Raw genomic sequence first — 15930 nt, 5'->3', positions numbered from 1 at the left:
CCTAGGCGGTAAACCCATAAATTCGATTGTCGGCTGACGCTGGCCGTGATTCAAGGCTTCCGAATGAGGGAGCCCTGATGACGCGCCGCCGCTATGAACTCACCGACCATGAATGGTCGATCCTGTCGCCGCTGTTGCCCAACAAGCCACGGGGCGTTCCTCGTGTCGATGATCGACGGGTCCTGAACGGCATCCTCTGGCGGTTCCGGACCGGCTCTCCCTGGGCGGAAATTCCCGAGCGTTACGGCCCGCCCACAACCTGCTACAACCGCTTTGTCCGATGGCGGAAGGCGGGCGTCTGGGATCGACTTCTTGAAGCGGTTTCAGAGGCTTATGACGGCGACATCGTCATGATCGACTCCACCTGTGTTCGCGTTCACCAGCACGCGGCCACGGGAAAAAGGGGGATGGAGACGATGGTGGCATGGGACGTTCCCGCGGCGGGCTCACGAGCAAAATCCATGCGCTCGTCGATGCGGAAGGCCGACCCGTCAACCTACGCCTGACCGGTGGCCAGATCGCCGATTGCACCGAGGCCGACGCGCTCACGGACGAACTAAGCGAAGGCGACATCCTACTTGCTGACAAGGGCTATGACAGCAACGCCATCCGGGCCAAGGCGGCCGAGCGAGGGGCTTGGGCCAATATCCCGCCGAAGGCAAACCGCAAGGGAAGCTTCTCATTCTCAGGCTGGGTCTACAGGCAACGAAATCTCGTGGAGCGGTTCTTCAACAGGATCAAACACTTCCGAGGCATAGCCACTCGCTACGACAAGCGCCCGGAAAACTACCTCGCCGCCGTCAAATTCGTCGCAGCGAGGATTTGGTGTCAGAGTTTATGAGTCGACCGCCTAACTGTGCTGTTTAACTGATCAGTCAGACTTTACCTGCCGCTTACCTTCTCGGTCAACGCATGTTCTACTACCAACCTTCAGCCTCTGAGAACGGTAACGGACCGATGGCTCTCGCAGTGTATGGAAGACGCAGAAGACGGCGGGCGTTTCCATTGAGGATCAACAGACGCTGTTGCTCGTCCAAGGGCGCCGCATCGATCCAATCTCGACCAGGACGGTTGGCGACATAGGGCCAATCCACCGAGAACATGATGCGATCTGCTCCCATCTCAGTCAGTGCGCAGATTAGCGCCGCGTTTGAGAAATTACCGCTCGTCGTAACGTAGAAATGGCGCAGGAAACGCTCACGGAAAAAGCGTTGGCCACCGTTATCGCGGGCAAGCGATTCATCAATTCGCTCCAGCAGAAACGGAATTGCCTCCCCCATATGACCGAGAATGAATTGCAAGTTGGGGAACAATTCCGGAATTCGCCCCAGCATCATGCGAATGGCTATCACCATCGTCTCAGCGGTGAAACCCGCAGCGGCCATGCCGAACATCGGAAATCGCTCCGTCCAATCGGCATAATAAGCACGCGTCACGGCCGGATGGGGAAAGGATGGATGAAGATAGATCGGCACGCCGAGGCGTTCAGCTTCCGCGTAAAGCGGGAAATGGCTCTCGTCATCCGGAAAGACACCATTCGTCAAACCGTGCAGCATCGCACCACGAAAACCCAATGTTTCCACGGTGCGCGCCATTTCACGGGCAGCGGCGTCTGGGGCCGTCATCGGTAGCGAGGCGAACCCAGCGAACCGCCGGTTTCCATCAATGGCCACAGCAAGATAATCGTTAATCTTCTCTGACCAGCTGAGGGCCTCGTCTGCGGGCAAAGACTGTGCCGCGCCTGGGGCGTGGGACAGCACCTGAATCTCAATTCCCGCTGCATCCATATCGGGCAGCCTGTTTTCCAAGGGTCCGGTCAAAGCGGCTACCGGTCCGGCGACACCATACCGGGCCACAAACTCTGGATGGGCAAAATGTTCTTCAAGAGCAATGGCTTGAGCTGTGGGCATCCCGATGGTCCTCCTCGTACAAACGGCTATCCGCTTCTGAAGCTATCATCGTCCTGCAAAAATTGCATTGACTAATCGATCAGTCAGGATAGTTTTTACGAGCCGACGGGAGGTCGGCTGTGCCGTCACATCAACAAGCCGGCACTTTTGAGGGAGGATCAAATATGCGACTCGTTGTTGCATTCCTGGCCGCTATGGCCACGAGCCCTGCATGGGCCGACACCATCAGCGCCACAGTTGTCGCGGGACATCCCGAGGTGTTCCGGTGGGTGAAAATGTTTCCGGTAGCCTTTGAGCCTGCGGTAGAAAAGGCGCTGGAAGGAACCGGGCACCAGATCAGCCTCACCAACCAGTTCGGCGGCTCGATTGCCGGGGTTGGCGAAGAGCTTGAAACGGTTGAGGACGGCCTAGCCGAAATCGGTATCATCCAGAGCCTGTTTGACCCGGCAAAGATGCCGCTCCAAAACGTCACCTATTACACGCCCTTCGTCAGTCCAGACCCCCGGACAGTCAACGAGTTGATGAACGAGCTGGTGCTCACGGACCCGCGACTGCAAGCTGCATTCACCCAGCACAACATTGTGCCTTTGGGTGGACCACTGGCAGTCGATGACTATCTTCTGTTGACGACGTTTCCGGTGAAGTCGATCGAGGACCTCAAGGGACGAAAAATTGCCACAGCCGGCGCCGCGGTCAGCTGGCTCGACGGCACCAGTGCAGTTGGCGTCTCCGGCCAGAGCCCGCTTTATTACAACGACATCAAGACTGGCGTATACGAAGGCGTCATCCTGTTTGCCACCGCCGCATTGCCTGCCAAACTGCACGAAGTCGCGCCATACATCACGCGCGTCGGCTTCGGCGCCCAATATGCAGGTACGATTGGCGCCAATGCGGAATGGTTCCAAAGTCAACCTACAGAGGTACAGGAGGCACTGCGTGAGGGCGCCAAGGTAGCCGGTGAATGGTATCTGAGGTCGCTCGAACAAGGCACGGACGCAGCTTTGGCGAAAATGGCGGCGGAAGGTGCAACCATCACCGTCGCTCCTGAGGATATGCGCAAAGCCTGGGCGGCGGGCATGAAGAACATCGCGAAGGAATGGGCGAAGAAGGCCGACAGCAGCGGGCTTCCCGGCTCGGAAGTTCTGACGCTCTATATGGAACGCATGCGCAGCGCCGGCGTGAAGCCGCTTCGCGACTGGGACAAGGAGTAACGGGCATGGCCAGTTCCTTGAACGCAGTCTCACGCGGACTCGATGCCGTGATCGACAGCCTGAATCTTATTGGGTCAGTGTTAATCGGAGGATTGGTGCTCCTGGTCAGCGCCGACGTCGCATTCCGGAATTTCGCCAATCAGCCAATTATGGGCGTGCCGGAAATCGTAGCGCTCTCTATCGTTGGAATCGTATTCCTGCAACTGCCATACGCCATGCGCGAGCATCGACTTACTCGTTCGGATGCAATTCCGGACATGCTTGCCAGATGCAACCCAAGCCTGCACCGTTGGATGGAGGTCATATTCAATCTGCTGGCGCTGGTCGTGGTTGTTCTCATCCTCCGATTCACTTGGCCGCTGGCTGAAAAGGCCATCACCGACAACCTCTTCATCGGAGCGACCGGCACGTTCACCGCTCCGCTATGGCCGGTGCGGATCGCTGTCATCGTGTCCTGTGTCGTCATGCTGATGCAGCTTGTCCGACAAATCTCGGGACAGGTCGGGGGTGGACAATGACGCCTTTCGACATCGGGCTCATTTGCATAGCGGTCATGGTCGTGCTGGTTCTGGCGGGGCTCTACGTCCCGATCGCTCTGATCGCGACATCCTTCTGCGGCGTCTGGGCCATCAAAGGCTCTCCGGTTCTGGCCAGTAAGATGCTGGGCATGGCGGTTAACGATTCCATCGCCAGCTATTATTTCGGGATCATTCCACTGTTCGTGCTCATGGGCTTCCTGGTGGCCGAAAGCGATCTGGGCCAAGACGCCTATGATGTCGCCAACGCCGTCCTTGGTCGCCTGACCGGCGGGCTTGCCATGGGCACCGTTGGCGCCAACGCCATCTTCGCCGCTATCACTGGCATTTCCATCGCCTCGGCCGCAGTCTTCACCAAGGTCGCAGTGCCGGAGATGGTGCGTCACGGCTATACCCGCCGTTTCGCCGCAGGCGTGGTCGCTGGCTCATCGGTGCTGGGAATGCTAATACCCCCTAGCCTCCTGCTCATCCTTTATGCGGTTTTGACAGAACAATCGGTCGGCGACCTCTTTCTGGCCGGAGTTGTACCTGGCCTGCTGCTGGCAGCCATCTTCTGCCTGCTGATCGTGGCGATGACCATCTTGACTCCGGGCTTCACCGGAAAGCCGGATCGCTCCGCCGCAAAGAAGGAGACCGCTCGCAGCATTGCCCAAAAATCTTTGCCCATCCTTCTCTTGATTGTCTGTGTCCTGGGCGGAATATACGGCGGGCTGTTCACGCCCGTTGAAGCAGGCGCCATCGGCTGCGCCGGTGCGTTTATTCTGGGTCTCGCCAAGCGCAAGTTGACTCTGCGTCGACTGCGAGTCGTGCTCCTGGAAACCGGCATCATCACGTCGACCATCTGCTTCCTGATCATCGCTGCGCAGATGTACTCTCGAATGCTGGCGTTTTCACAGGTCCCGCAGGAATTCGGGGCTCTCATCGCAGGGTCTGACATGGGATTTCTTCCTGTGCTTCTGCTTTACCTGCTTGCGGTGATCCTACTGGGCATGATTCTCGACAGCTCATCGATCATGCTCATCATGGTGCCGATCATGCTGCCGATTCTAGCGCAGCTTGACGTCGACCTGATCTGGTTTGGCATCCTGACTGTCGTGGCGGTCGAAATCGGCCTCCTGACACCACCGTTCGGCATATCCCTCTTCGTCATCAAAGCGACGATAAACGATCCGTCAGTTGGCCTGGGCGAGGTATTTGCCGGCGCGTTTCCCTTCGCGCTGTCGATGCTGCTTGCTGTAGGCCTGTTGATAGCTTTTCCCGGCATTGCCACCGGTATTCTCACCCTTACACCATGAGACCCATTCCTTATGCCTCAACTCATTGATCTCTCCGTAACGCTCGAGGCCGGACTTCCGTCCGATCCAGCGTTCATGCTGCCGCAGATTGAATATTTCCGGCACAGCCAGACAGCAGACCAGATAACCTCTTTTTTTCCTGGTCTGACGGTCGAAGACCTGCCGGGCCAAGAGGGCTGGGCGATAGAGAAACTGACGCTCTGGACGCACAACGGCACGCATCTCGATGCCCCATACCACCACCATTCGACGATGAATGGCGGAGCCCGAGCCATTGCTATCGATGAAGTACCCCTGGAATGGTGCTTCGCACCCGGCGTGAAGCTCGACTTCCGCCACTTTCCCGACGGATATGTCGCCACGCCCCAAGATGTAGAGGGTGAATTGCGCCGTATCGGGCATCAACTGCGAGCTCTCGACATCGTCTTGGTCAACACCGCGGCTGGCGGCCGCTACGGCCATGGCGACTATCTTGCCCGCGGCTGCGGCCTCGGACGAGCGGCGACGGAATGGCTGCTGGAACGGGGGGTACGCGTAACCGGAACAGATGCCTGGTCCTGGGACGCACCATTTTCGCATACAGCGAAAACCTGGGCCGAAACCCACGATCCGTCGATCATCTGGGAAGGCCATCGCGCCTCCATGACGACGGGATACTGCCACATGGAGAAGCTGGCAAACTTGGATCTGCTACCATCCAGCGGGTACCAGGTCTCCTGCTTCCCATTCAAGATCAAAGGCGCCTCGGCCGGTTTCATCCGGGCAGTCGCTATTCTCGACGAGCCGGAGGCGAAATGACCAACAAGCAACGCACGATCATCACTTGCGCCATTACCGGAGCAATCCATACGCCGACCATGTCGGATGCTCTGCCCTACACCGCAGACGATATCGCAATTCAAGCGATCGGGGCAGCGGAAGCGGGCGCCGCGATCCTGCATCTCCATGCGCGGCGTCCTGAAGACGGCGGCGTGACTATCGAACCCAATGTCTTTGCCGCTTTTCTGCCACAGATAAAGCAAGCAACAAATGCCGTCATAAATATATCGACCGGCGGCAGCCTGAAGAACACGATCGAAGAGCGCATCGCGCCCGCTCTCAGGTTCTCGCCGGAAATGTGCTCGATGAACATGGGAAGCATGAACTTCTCATTTCATCCGCTCGCAAAACGTTATGATACCTGGAAATTCGACTGGGAGCGGGATTATGTCACCCAGTCGGATACATACATCTTCCGCAACACCTTTGCCGACATCGAGAATGCAGCGAAGACACTCGCACCTCATGGCATCAAGTTCGAGCACGAATGCTACGATGTTGGCCATCTCTACAACCTGCGCTTCTGCATGGACATCGGCCTATTCAAGGCGCCGATCTTTATCCAGTTCATTTTTGGCATCCTGGGCGGCATAGGCCCGGAAATTGACAATCTCATCTTCATGAAGCGCACCGCCGACAGGCTCTTTGGCGATGACTATCACTGGTCTGTGCTCGGCGCGGGCGCCGCACAGATGAGCCTCGCTACAACCGCCAGCCAAATGAAGGGGAATGTTCGCGTGGGCCTTGAAGACAGCCTATTCGTCAGCCGCGGGAAGCTCGCCGAGAGCAATGCGCAGCAGGTCGCGAAGATCCGCAGGATTATCGAAGACCTTGGGTGCGAAATCGCCTCGCCCGACGAAGCGCGAGAAATCCTCGGCCTGAAAGGCGCCGACAGTGTCGCGTTTTAAAGAGGAACCAATGAAGAAAACCTATCCTGATGCGGATGCGGCTCTCGACGGACTGCTATTCGACGGCATGACCATTGCCGCTGGTGGCTTCGGGCTATGCGGCATTCCTGAACTCCTGATCGAAGCCTTACGTCGAAGTGGAGCAAAGAATTTAACCGTCGCGTCGAACAATTGTGGTGTCGATGGCTTCGGCCTCGGCGTTCTCCTTCACACAAGACAGATCAGCAGGATGATTTCGTCCTATGTCGGAGAAAACGCCGAATTCATGCGCCAGTATCTCGCAGGCGAACTGGAACTGGAATTCAATCCGCAAGGCACATTGGCCGAGCGAATGCGCGCAGGCGGCGCAGGCATTCCTGGCTTCTACACGGCGACGGGTGTCGGCACCATCGTTGCTGAAGGCAAGGAGCACAAGGAATTCAATGGACGTGTGCACATTCTCGAGAACAGTATCGTCGCCGACCTCTCGATTGTGAAGGCGTGGAAAGCCGACCATTCCGGAAATCTGGTCTTCCGCAAGACCGCGCGAAACTTCAATGTGCCGGCTGCGACTTGCGGCAAGGTATGCGTCGCTGAGGTCGAGGAAATCGTGCCGCTAGGCAGTCTCGACCCGGATCACATCCACCTTCCCGGCATATATGTTCATCGAATTGTCTCAGGGGTACACGAGAAGCGTATCGAACAGCTCACCGTTCGCCCGAAGGAGCTCGCCTGATGCCTTGGGATCGAAACCGGATGGCTGCGCGCGCAGCACAGGAACTTCAGGACGGATGGTATGTGAACCTCGGGATCGGTATTCCGACGCTGATATCAAATCACATCCCAGCCGGGATAGCTGTCACGCTGCAATCAGAAAACGGGATGTTGGGAATGGGCCCCTTCCCTATTATAGGCGAAGAAGATCCCGACCTCATCAACGCCGGTAAGCAGACCATCACTGAACAATCGCAGACTGCCTACTTCGACAGCGCGACATCCTTTGCGATGATCCGTGGAGGCAAAATCGACATGGCTATTCTCGGCGCCATGGAGGTGTCTGAAGAAGGAGACCTCGCCAACTGGATGGTCCCAGGCAAACTCGTGAAGGGGATGGGCGGGGCCATGGATCTTGTGGCGGGCGTAAAACGTGTCGTGGTGGTCATGGACCATACCGATAAGGCAGGAAGATCCAAAGTCCTGAGATCTTGTACTTTGCCGCTGACCGGCAAAGCCGTTGTTGACCGCATTATCACAGATCTGGGTGTTCTCGATGTCGTCCCCGGCGGACTGAAGGTCGTGGAGTTGGCTGATGGGATCTCTATGGACCAGCTGCGCGCGGTGACGATGGCGAGCCTTCTAAACTGACAGAAGCCATAGATGAGTGAGATATCAATGATGTACGAGGAACTTTATAAGGTTGGAATGCCCATTCGGCGTGAAGTTCTTGGCGACGAGTACGTCGACAAGTCGCTAGCTTCGGCTGAGCAAGATGAATTGCGTCAGGCGCTGCAACAGGCGGTTACAGCGCTTGGTTGGGGCGCGACTTGGTCGCGGCAAGGGCTGGATCTGAAAACGCGCAGTCTGATCACAGTCGCCATGCTGATTGCATTGAACAGGCCACGCGAGTTGGAAACACACCTTTGCGGAGCGCTAAACAACGGCGTCACCGATGAGGAGTTACGGGAACTCCTGTTGCACGCCGGATGCTATTGCGGTTGGCCGGCGGCGTCGGATGCGGTTCGCGTCGCAAGCGACGTCTTGGCGACACATGTCAGGCCGCCACGTTCGCACTCCTAGCGTCAAAAAAGCCGTGCCGGCTCACCAAACATATGCAGACACAACAACGCGCGACAGTCGCCCTCAGGAGGGTATCGATATGAAATCAGTTGTCATCGTCGGAGCGGCTAGAACGCCGGTTGGAAGCTTCTTGGGGCCGTTGGGCACAGTCCCTGCTCACGAGCTTGGTGCAGTCGCAATTGCCGCCGCGCTTGAAAGGGCTGGCATCGATCCAGGCAGCGTTAACGAAGTGATTTTGGGCCAAGTGCTAACCGCGGGCGCGGGACAGAATCCGGCGCGACAGGCATCGGTGCTCGCGGGCGTTCCGAAAACTGCCACTGCGCTCTCGGTAAACCAGGTCTGTGGGTCAGGACTTCGCGCCGTCGCGCTGGGTGCCAACGAGATAATGAGCGGCGGTGCGGCCATCATTGTGGCAGGCGGACAAGAGTCGATGTCGCTTGCACCACATTGTCAAGCAATTCGAACGGGTGTGAAAATGGGCAATGTCAGCCTCATCGATACCATGATTTCCGACGGGCTCACTGATGCGTTTGGAGCGTACCACATGGGGGTGACCGCAGAAAACGTTGCTAAGCAATTCGTAATCAGCCGCATAAGACAGGATGATTTTGCGCTCGAAAGCCAGCGAAAAGCAGCAGCAGCTCAGGGCGCCGGGCACTTCAGGGAGGAGATCGCTCCCGTGACGATCGAGACCCGCAAGGGAAGTAGCATTGTCGACACTGACGATCATTTGCGGCCGGAGACAACGCGGGAGGCACTGGAAAAATTGCGCCCCGCGTTTCAGAAAGACGGGACTGTGACGGCAGGCAATGCGTCCGGACTAAATGATGGGGCAGCGGCGCTCCTTCTAATGTCGGAAGACGAAGCGGCACGACGTAATCTTACCCCCCTCGCTCGCATCGCTGGTTGGGCCACGGCTGGAGTGGAACCAGCTCTTATGGGAACTGGCCCTATCCCAGCTTCCAGGAACGCTTTAATAAATGCCGGCTGGCGCATTGATGAGCTCGACCGTATCGAGGCGAACGAAGCATTTGCCGCCCAAGCGTGTGCCGTAAACGACGCCATGGGATGGGATCCGGTAAAGGTCAACGTCAATGGCGGCGCTATCGCGCTGGGCCATCCAATCGGTGCATCTGGAGCACGGGTGCTTGTAACACTACTGTACGAGCTACGTCGATCGGGCACGTCGAAAGGGCTGGCCACGCTATGCATCGGTGGCGGTATGGGCATAGCGATGTGTGTTGAAGCTATGGGCCGCGAGTCGCTGCCTTTGGTTTGAGTGCCGTTGGCTTGGACATCGTGCGCCGGGCCTCTTCGGCCGATATCACCTGCGTTCAAAATGCCTACAGCCTTGTGGACCGAGAGTTTGAGGACGTCTTCAGATTTTGTGCAGAGACTAACGTAGCGTGGGTTCCTCTTTTCCCCTTGGGCGGTGCGGTGCCGGGGATGCCGAAAGTGATCGAGCAACCCCAAGTAATCGCCGTGGCAAATCGGTTGGGGGCGACGCCCTCGCAAATCGGCCTAGCCTGGTTGCTGCAGCAATCTGCAAATACCTTGCTTATTCCAGGAACGAGTAACGTTTCTCACCTTGAGGAAAACTGCGCCGCGGGTTCAGTAACTCTTGATCAAGAAGCAATACGTGAACTCGACACGATCAAGCTCAGCCATTAGGTAATCAGCTAAAGCAGCGAAGCTCTTCAATCTTGCAAGCTCCTTTCATTCGAGGCATCAAACTTCCTCACATCGCCCCGCATGCGTCCCTGCCATCGCGCAACGAACGCTTTGGTCTCCTCCGTATTGAGATGAGCGCTCAGCGCCGCCTGGTCGGTCCAGCGTTCCGCGATGAGCAGCCTGCCCATCCCCGGATCGTCAAGGGCGGCATCATAGGAGATGTTTCCAGGCCGCTGTCTTGTCATGGCCGCAAGATCCAACGCCCAGTTGTCAGTGCGGGCTCATGGAATCACCGAGACGACGCTACGCCGGCAACTCGCCGCGCTTGTCGTTGCCGGCCTTATCCTGCGGCGCGACAGCCCGAACGGTAAACGCTACGCGCACCGCAACCGGGATGGCGAGATCGAACAGGCCTACGGGTTTGACCTTACGCCGCTGCTGGCTCGTGCCACGGAACTCGCCTTGATGGCACAGGATGTCGCCGCTGAGCGCGTGCGCTTTCGTAGGGCAAGGGAAGCGCTGACGATCTGCCGTCGCGATGTGCGCAAATTGATCTCGGCCGCGCTGGAAGACGGCGCTACGGGCAATTGGGATCAGGTGGAGTCCGAGTACGTCAGCATCCTCGCACGCCTCCCGCGCTACCCGAACCGCTTACAAGTTGAGACCACGCTCGACGAAATGCAGCTCCTACGGGAAGAGGTGCTCAACATCCTGGAAATGCAGCTTAAAACAGATGGAATGCACGGCAATGCCATTCGGGATGACCGCCACATACAGAATTCAAATACCGAATCCATAACTGAACTTGAACCTAGCTCTGGAAAAGAGCAGGGCGGAAGCCTCGGGTATAAGCCACAAGCTAACAGCGCGCCGATCGAGCGGGAGAAGGCGAAGCCTGAACCGATAAAGGCTTTCCCGCTTGGAATGTTCTCCGGGCCTGTGACGGCAAGGTCGAAATGTCCGTCGAGGTGCAAAGTAGAAATGTCCGAGAAGTCGCCGCATGGGACGAGGACCAGCCCCGATCTGAGCGGCTGATCCCGGTTGCAAGATCAGATCGGGGCGGGTGAGAACCACCCCTCGGCTTTAGCTTTGAGGCTATTCGAACGAGCATTCACTCTGCGGCTTGCTGTCGCAACAGTGCCTTCTCATGTCGCGCGATGATCGCCGGATCGTTCATGTAATCTGTCCGGGGACCGGGTTTCCGGCCACGCGGTTTATAGCCAATCTTCTCGCTGTTGGTCTTTACGTCCGGCTTCGACTGCTGATCCTGGCGTTCCTTGATATAGGCCAGAACATCACCCAGTCGCTTGTTCTCCGTGATCGCCGCATGCGTCACCCGCTGGTCCTTGTCGAACACCGTGTAGGGCAGGGAATACCCTTTCCAACGCACGTCCAGGCGACCGTCCGCATAGGCATAGGTCTCGACATAACGACCAACCAGCCCCCGCGTCACATCGGTCTCCTGCAGCATGATCCGCTTGCGCTCGAACGAAAACGGCAGCTGCGCTCCGACATAACGTTGCTCGCGCTTGCACAGGATCTCCGCCAATCGGTCCGGCCCCAGATTGATCGGCCGGTGTAAATCATCGGACCGGGCAGGGACCACCGCAAACCGCCTGTTGTAATCCTCCATGAAGCCCGGCAAGAACGCATTGCCAGCCTCCATATCGTCGATGCCAGCCAGCCGCAGCTCCTTGACCAGCCGATCCTGCAGCGTCCGATTCATCCGCTCGACGCGGCCCTTGGCCTGGCTCGAATTCGCGCAAAGAATCTCGATGTTTAACTCGCAAAGTGCACGCCCGAACTGGGTCATGCCCTGGCCACCCCTGGCATCCTTCTTCGCCACCCGGAACACCGAATGCTTGTCCGAGTAAAAGGCGATCGGTGCGCCGTGACGCTGGAGATAGAGATCTAGCGCCTCGAAGTAGGTGAAGGCACTTTCCGAGCGCACGAAGCGCAATTGCATCAGCCTGCCAGTCGCATCATCGACAAACACCAACAGCGAGCATGGCGGTCCGCGATCCTCGAACCAGCGATGCTCCGACCCATCGATCTGCACCAGTTCGCCATAAGCTTCGCGGCGCAGACGCGGCTGATGAAACGTCCGACGCTGTTTGCGTGACAACCACAGTCCAGCCTCGGACATCCAACCGCGCACCGTCTCGCGCGACACGCGCAAACCATCGCGTTCAGCAAGCTTCTCCGTCGCCAAGGTCGGACCGAAATCCGCATAACGTTCGCGCACCAGCATCATCGCATAATCCCGAACGCCGTCGCTGATCCGGTTGTTCGATGGCCGGCCGATCGCCTTGTGCCGGATCGACGCCGCGCCGCCAGTCCGTATCCGCTCCAGAAGCCGGCGCACCTGGCGCTCGCTCAGGTCAAGCACATGCGCCGCTGACACCGTCGTCATCCGTCCGCCGGCGACCTTCGATAACACCTCGATCCGCCGCAGATCGCGCTCGCTCATCGCTATCAATCCCATCTGCAATCTCCCAGGCATCATTCAGACCCGGGGAGTGTGACATTCCAACTTTGCAGAAACAGGACATTCCAACTTTGCGGCTACAGGGCCTGCCCCCAGATAACTGATTATGGGCCCGGCGGGCGCATCGAGCACTGGCGCGAACTCATGAAGGCGGCCATCGTTGTGCGCTCAATGCTCGGCGTCAGCCCCTCTGCCTACGAGGAGGCGTGTAACGCCATGGGACCGGAGAATGCTGCGGTGGCGATGGCATGTATTCTCGAGCGGTCAAATTTCATAACGTCGGCAGGCGGCTATCTGCGGGATCTTACCAGGCGCTCTGAGCGCGGCGAGTTTTCCCTTGGGCCTATGTTGATGGCTCTGATGAAGGCAACTGACCAAAGAGACCGAAGAACTGCGTGACGATGGAGCGACGCAGCGGGCCGACAAGCGGCGAAATCCGCTCCCGAGCCTTCAATAGGTCGCTTGTCAGCCGTTTTTTTTCGTGATTTTCTTTTCTGATACAGGGAGTTACTGGCGCTGAACGCCAGTTCTGAGGGGTCGCCAGCCTATGTGGAAAGCAAAGGAAAAACAGATCGGCGTCGAGCAGATCAACGGTCATGTGCCCAGGAGGAACCGCTTGATCACCGGTCGAGCGCCGGAGAATATCGAAATGCTGTTCACACCCGCCGAGCTGTACGGGGCGATGGCGCAATGCTCCAGCAGGGCGAAGATGGACCAGCGCGCCGCGAAGGCTCAGGTCCAGATGTGCCGACACCTTATCGCCCGGCACGTTGATGACAAGAATGAGCGCTTTGCGTTGCTAGATACTGCCCGGACCCTCAAGGACTACGTCGGAAAGACGATGACCGGCCTGGTCGGCGACGGCATTGCCTACCTCCAGATGGTCCGGGATGGATACCGCTGGGTGGATCATTTCGAAAACCATGAAGTCCACGGCAAACGTCCGACCACTCGTTCTCCGGATTACGTCTTCAGCCGTTCGGGGGATATGTTTGTCGCCCTTGCGGAGTCGAAAGCGACCAAGGGAGCGTCCAGGGCAGCTTTCACGAAGACTGTCAGGGAAGGCTACAAGGAGCAGGTCGAGCCTTATCTGGGTCGCAAAATCGGTTCCTGGGTAGCGTCGCATGGCTATGCGGTCGGCAGCTGGATGAAATCTGTAAAGAAAGCGGAGATATTCATCGACCACACGGCACATGATGGACTACCCCCCGGGGACAAGGACGACCGCCCCTCCGAACGCTCTGATCCAGGAGACGTGCTGTTTGGCAGCTATTGCGGTGTGCTGACTCTTCTCTTCGGGCCCGAGGTCGGGGAGGCTGCCCGCGATCGTACTTGGAAACCTTCGGAGCAGAACTTTACCACGGTTGAATGGCTCGGCCGAACCTGGATTGTTGGAGAAGACGCAGAGTGGGAGCCGCTGGTCATCACCGCCAAAGAGCACTTGATCTTCAGATCAGGACCGGTGAGGCTCGTGAATGGCATGGCGCTGGATCTGGAAATTGCTCAGCGAATCTTTGCCTTCATCGAGTCGAGCCAAGTCGGGATCGACCTCATGGCAGAACTTCCAGAGTTTCCAACGGATCTCGTCGAGGCAGCAAAGCGATCCGGAGGAGCAATCTTTCCAGACGGATTCGCGGTCTTGGGTCGCGACGAGGATCTAAACCTCTATTCGACGATAATGTTTAAACCGCCGGCGCAAGCAGAGCCTGCCTTGGTCGAACGCGAGCCAGAGGCAGAAGGCCTTTTCGCCGAGGAATTTCGGTGATCGATGCTCGCTCGTATGCTGCCCCTCATACTGAAGTCGCTAAGGACAAGCAGACGCTGCTTTACATCACTCGGGACTAGGGGTGGAATTTGCCCGGCCACTTATGCTTGAAGTCGTCGCTTGCCCCAACTAAGAAGTCCGGGATCGGCTCCTCGGAGAAGGATTGTCTGTCCGTCGTCGCCTTCTGTGTGCTTTCGAGGATCCGGCGAGCTCCTGTTCCATGGAGCCGGCCACGGCGAACCGCAGACACGGTCTGCAACGTACTAGCGCAGATGAAGAGATGAATTGACACAACAGGTTCTCGGACCCGGAAGAACTCATGCCGCTCCTATTTTGCAATATCGCCTGGATGAAGAATTATGCAGGCCGCGATGCCAAGGACCCTCCGAAAGGTGGGGGTGGCTACGTAGTCTCCGAGGGAAGAGCCGGGGAGGAATTAAACTTCGTTGAAGCCGACGATGGCTATGTCTACGGCCACTTCGAAACAATCAAGAACGACGTCGATCGCGATGTAAAAATCGAGAGATTGGGGGCGTCGCCCCCAGCCGAGTTCATCGATGGTGTCGATGTCGTCTGGACTGCCCCTGTCGATGGAAGGGATCCGCGCTGCGTAATCGGATGGTACAAGAATGCGCGAGTCTATCGTAAACGCCAGAGGTTTGATGGCGTATACCCTTCCGGCCAGCATGAGGATGATGAAGTCCTGAGCTTCCGGGTACGAGCGCGGGCCGAGGGCGCGCATCTCATTCCCGTGAAAAAGCGTGATGAAGGCCTTTACCTTGAACGTGGGAAAGGCTGGAGCGGGCAAGCGAGCTGGTGGTATGCGGATGACACGTCTGACCCGGCGGCAAGGAGCTTTGTAGAAAATATCCGCGCGATCCTTGGGGGGGAATTGCCCGCTTTTGATCGGCCACCCGCGCGCAGTAGGGTGAAGCATCGGGCGGGTCAAGCAGCGGCTGACGGTTACACCAGGTATGTGAAACGTCATGAGGTGCAGATCAGCCCCCGGCACAACAAACTCGAAAGGCTACTTAAAGACTATCTGCAATGGACAATCCCTGGTGTTCAATTTCTTCCTACCTTTTGCGACGACATGCGATTTACAGATGGGAAGAGCCTGGACGTGATGGTCGAGGTCAAGCCTACCGAGACATCAACTGTTCGGTTTGCTATCCGCACAGCGATGGGACAGCTACTCGACTATCGTCAACAACAACGGTGGGAAGGGAAGCAACTGATCGTGGTGGAAACTGAAGTGACCAAAGCCGACGACAGCGCCTTGGCGCTGGAGAACGGCTTCGGTCTCGCCTGGCCTTCTGGCAAGGGCGATTTCAAGGTCCTCTGGCCTCCCGCACCGAAATCAGCTGACGGTTGGTAAAGCCGTAGGCCGGCTGAGGGCGAAGGATCGGCCTAGGCGGTCGACTCATAAACTCTGACACCAAATCCTCGCTGCGACGAATTTGACGGCGGCGAGGTAGTTTTCCGGGCGCTTGTCGTAGCGAGTGGCTATGCCTCGGAAGTGTTTGATCCTGTTGAAGAACCGCTCCACGA

16 protein-coding genes and 3 pseudogenes are annotated in these 15930 nt (G+C 57.8%); 15 read left to right on the top strand and 4 right to left on the bottom strand.

What is annotated here, in order from left to right; translation table 11 throughout:
• The first annotated feature begins 77 nt into the window (after nucleotides 1-77).
• Nucleotides 78-841, top strand: a protein-coding gene (locus AC5XE7_RS20130; RefSeq protein ID WP_443021299.1) for an IS5 family transposase whose coding sequence is annotated in 2 segments (ribosomal slippage) — nucleotides 78-419 and nucleotides 422-841 — 762 coding nt in all. Because the reading frame shifts where the segments join, the coding sequence is not laid out codon by codon here.
• Between the two features lie 79 nt (nucleotides 842-920).
• Here AC5XE7_RS20130 and AC5XE7_RS20125 read toward each other — a convergent pair.
• Nucleotides 921-1910: an amidohydrolase family protein gene (locus AC5XE7_RS20125; protein ID WP_272791924.1), complete on the bottom strand. Its 990-nt coding sequence runs from the start codon at nucleotides 1908-1910 to the stop codon at nucleotides 921-923.
• Between the two features lie 164 nt (nucleotides 1911-2074).
• Here AC5XE7_RS20125 and AC5XE7_RS20120 point away from each other — a divergent pair, with 164 nt between their 5' ends.
• The 10 genes from AC5XE7_RS20120 to AC5XE7_RS20075 all read left to right on the top strand — a co-directional run bounded on the left by AC5XE7_RS20120 (nucleotide 2075) and on the right by AC5XE7_RS20075 (nucleotide 10126).
• Entirely contained in the window at nucleotides 2075-3121 is a 1047-nt protein-coding gene (locus tag AC5XE7_RS20120) for a C4-dicarboxylate TRAP transporter substrate-binding protein (protein WP_272809208.1), read from the top strand.
• 5 nt (nucleotides 3122-3126) lie between these two features.
• Nucleotides 3127-3639, top strand: a complete 513-nt coding sequence (locus AC5XE7_RS20115) for a TRAP transporter small permease subunit (RefSeq protein ID WP_272791926.1) — start codon at nucleotides 3127-3129, stop codon at nucleotides 3637-3639.
• Entirely contained in the window at nucleotides 3636-4952 is a 1317-nt protein-coding gene (locus AC5XE7_RS20110) for a TRAP transporter large permease (RefSeq protein WP_495367370.1), read from the top strand. The genes AC5XE7_RS20115 and AC5XE7_RS20110 overlap by 4 nt, the downstream gene beginning before the upstream one ends.
• Before the next feature lie 12 nt (nucleotides 4953-4964).
• Nucleotides 4965-5750 (top strand): cyclase family protein, encoded by a 786-nt coding sequence (locus AC5XE7_RS20105; RefSeq protein WP_495367371.1) that lies wholly within the window; start codon nucleotides 4965-4967, stop codon nucleotides 5748-5750.
• Nucleotides 5747-6679, top strand: coding sequence for a 3,5-dioxohexanoate:acetyl-CoA acetone transferase (kce, locus tag AC5XE7_RS20100; protein WP_272791931.1), 933 nt, complete (start codon nucleotides 5747-5749; stop codon nucleotides 6677-6679). Before AC5XE7_RS20105 ends, kce begins: the two co-directional genes overlap by 4 nt.
• A gap of 10 nt (nucleotides 6680-6689) precedes the next feature.
• Complete coding sequence (locus AC5XE7_RS20095; protein ID WP_272791932.1) at nucleotides 6690-7394, top strand: CoA transferase subunit A; 705 nt, start codon at nucleotides 6690-6692, stop codon at nucleotides 7392-7394.
• Nucleotides 7394-8023, top strand: a complete 630-nt coding sequence (locus AC5XE7_RS20090) for a 3-oxoacid CoA-transferase subunit B (RefSeq protein WP_272809210.1) — start codon at nucleotides 7394-7396, stop codon at nucleotides 8021-8023. The genes AC5XE7_RS20095 and AC5XE7_RS20090 overlap by 1 nt, the downstream gene beginning before the upstream one ends.
• 12 nt (nucleotides 8024-8035) lie before the next feature.
• Nucleotides 8036-8455 (top strand): carboxymuconolactone decarboxylase family protein, encoded by a 420-nt coding sequence (locus tag AC5XE7_RS20085; RefSeq protein WP_272791934.1) that lies wholly within the window; start codon nucleotides 8036-8038, stop codon nucleotides 8453-8455.
• A 79-nt stretch (nucleotides 8456-8534) separates the two neighbouring features.
• Nucleotides 8535-9734: an acetyl-CoA C-acetyltransferase gene (locus AC5XE7_RS20080; RefSeq protein WP_272791935.1), complete on the top strand. Its 1200-nt coding sequence runs from the start codon at nucleotides 8535-8537 to the stop codon at nucleotides 9732-9734.
• 20 nt (nucleotides 9735-9754) lie between these two features.
• Nucleotides 9755-10126, top strand: coding sequence for an aldo/keto reductase (locus AC5XE7_RS20075; protein ID WP_272791992.1), 372 nt, complete (start codon nucleotides 9755-9757; stop codon nucleotides 10124-10126).
• Nucleotides 10127-10152: 26 nt separating this feature from the next.
• Here AC5XE7_RS20075 and AC5XE7_RS20070 read toward each other — a convergent pair whose 3' ends face one another.
• Complete coding sequence (locus tag AC5XE7_RS20070) at nucleotides 10153-10371, bottom strand: putative quinol monooxygenase (protein WP_272791936.1); 219 nt, start codon at nucleotides 10369-10371, stop codon at nucleotides 10153-10155.
• 10 nt (nucleotides 10372-10381) lie between these two features.
• Here AC5XE7_RS20070 and repC (AC5XE7_RS20065) point away from each other — a divergent pair.
• A pseudogene (gene repC, locus AC5XE7_RS20065) lies at nucleotides 10382-11053 on the top strand (plasmid replication protein RepC); the annotation flags it as partial.
• A 184-nt stretch (nucleotides 11054-11237) separates the two neighbouring features.
• Here repC (AC5XE7_RS20065) and AC5XE7_RS20060 read toward each other — a convergent pair.
• Entirely contained in the window at nucleotides 11238-12611 is a 1374-nt protein-coding gene (locus AC5XE7_RS20060; protein ID WP_272809211.1) for an ISNCY family transposase, read from the bottom strand.
• 84 nt (nucleotides 12612-12695) lie between these two features.
• Between AC5XE7_RS20060 and repC (AC5XE7_RS20055) the strand changes: the two are divergent.
• The 3 genes and pseudogenes from repC (AC5XE7_RS20055) to AC5XE7_RS20045 form a co-directional block, all read left to right on the top strand.
• Nucleotides 12696-13013: pseudogene (gene repC / locus AC5XE7_RS20055) on the top strand (plasmid replication protein RepC); the annotation flags it as partial.
• Nucleotides 13014-13161: 148 nt separating this feature from the next.
• Complete coding sequence (locus AC5XE7_RS20050; RefSeq protein ID WP_272809212.1) at nucleotides 13162-14379, top strand: hypothetical protein; 1218 nt, start codon at nucleotides 13162-13164, stop codon at nucleotides 14377-14379.
• Between the two features lie 319 nt (nucleotides 14380-14698).
• Nucleotides 14699-15757 (top strand): hypothetical protein, encoded by a 1059-nt coding sequence (locus tag AC5XE7_RS20045; RefSeq protein ID WP_272809213.1) that lies wholly within the window; start codon nucleotides 14699-14701, stop codon nucleotides 15755-15757.
• 45 nt (nucleotides 15758-15802) lie between these two features.
• Here AC5XE7_RS20045 and AC5XE7_RS20040 read toward each other — a convergent pair.
• A pseudogene (locus AC5XE7_RS20040) lies at nucleotides 15803-15930 on the bottom strand (IS5/IS1182 family transposase); the annotation flags it as partial.

Source organism: Aquamicrobium sp. YD-1-mutant5 (assembly GCF_059509755.1).
Note: the sequence above shows the minus strand (reverse complement) of the source record. Positions and strands in the feature narration are given on the sequence as shown.

What these genes read in the sequence shown, in the direction of transcription:
- AC5XE7_RS20125 (WP_272791924.1), bottom strand. Translation starts at nt 1,910, where the DNA reads ATGCCCACAGCTCAAGCCATTGCTCTTGAAGAACATTTTGCCCATCCA.
- AC5XE7_RS20120 (WP_272809208.1), top strand. Translation starts at nt 2,075, where the DNA reads ATGCGACTCGTTGTTGCATTCCTGGCCGCTATGGCCACGAGCCCTGCA.
- AC5XE7_RS20115 (WP_272791926.1), top strand. Translation starts at nt 3,127, where the DNA reads ATGGCCAGTTCCTTGAACGCAGTCTCACGCGGACTCGATGCCGTGATC.
- AC5XE7_RS20110 (WP_495367370.1), top strand. Translation starts at nt 3,636, where the DNA reads ATGACGCCTTTCGACATCGGGCTCATTTGCATAGCGGTCATGGTCGTG.
- AC5XE7_RS20105 (WP_495367371.1), top strand. Translation starts at nt 4,965, where the DNA reads ATGCCTCAACTCATTGATCTCTCCGTAACGCTCGAGGCCGGACTTCCG.
- kce (WP_272791931.1), top strand. Translation starts at nt 5,747, where the DNA reads ATGACCAACAAGCAACGCACGATCATCACTTGCGCCATTACCGGAGCA.
- AC5XE7_RS20095 (WP_272791932.1), top strand. Translation starts at nt 6,690, where the DNA reads ATGAAGAAAACCTATCCTGATGCGGATGCGGCTCTCGACGGACTGCTA.
- AC5XE7_RS20090 (WP_272809210.1), top strand. Translation starts at nt 7,394, where the DNA reads ATGCCTTGGGATCGAAACCGGATGGCTGCGCGCGCAGCACAGGAACTT.
- AC5XE7_RS20085 (WP_272791934.1), top strand. Translation starts at nt 8,036, where the DNA reads ATGAGTGAGATATCAATGATGTACGAGGAACTTTATAAGGTTGGAATG.
- AC5XE7_RS20080 (WP_272791935.1), top strand. Translation starts at nt 8,535, where the DNA reads ATGAAATCAGTTGTCATCGTCGGAGCGGCTAGAACGCCGGTTGGAAGC.
- AC5XE7_RS20070 (WP_272791936.1), bottom strand. Translation starts at nt 10,371, where the DNA reads ATGACAAGACAGCGGCCTGGAAACATCTCCTATGATGCCGCCCTTGAC.
- AC5XE7_RS20060 (WP_272809211.1), bottom strand. Translation starts at nt 12,611, where the DNA reads ATGGGATTGATAGCGATGAGCGAGCGCGATCTGCGGCGGATCGAGGTG.
- AC5XE7_RS20050 (WP_272809212.1), top strand. Translation starts at nt 13,162, where the DNA reads ATGTGGAAAGCAAAGGAAAAACAGATCGGCGTCGAGCAGATCAACGGT.
- AC5XE7_RS20045 (WP_272809213.1), top strand. Translation starts at nt 14,699, where the DNA reads ATGCCGCTCCTATTTTGCAATATCGCCTGGATGAAGAATTATGCAGGC.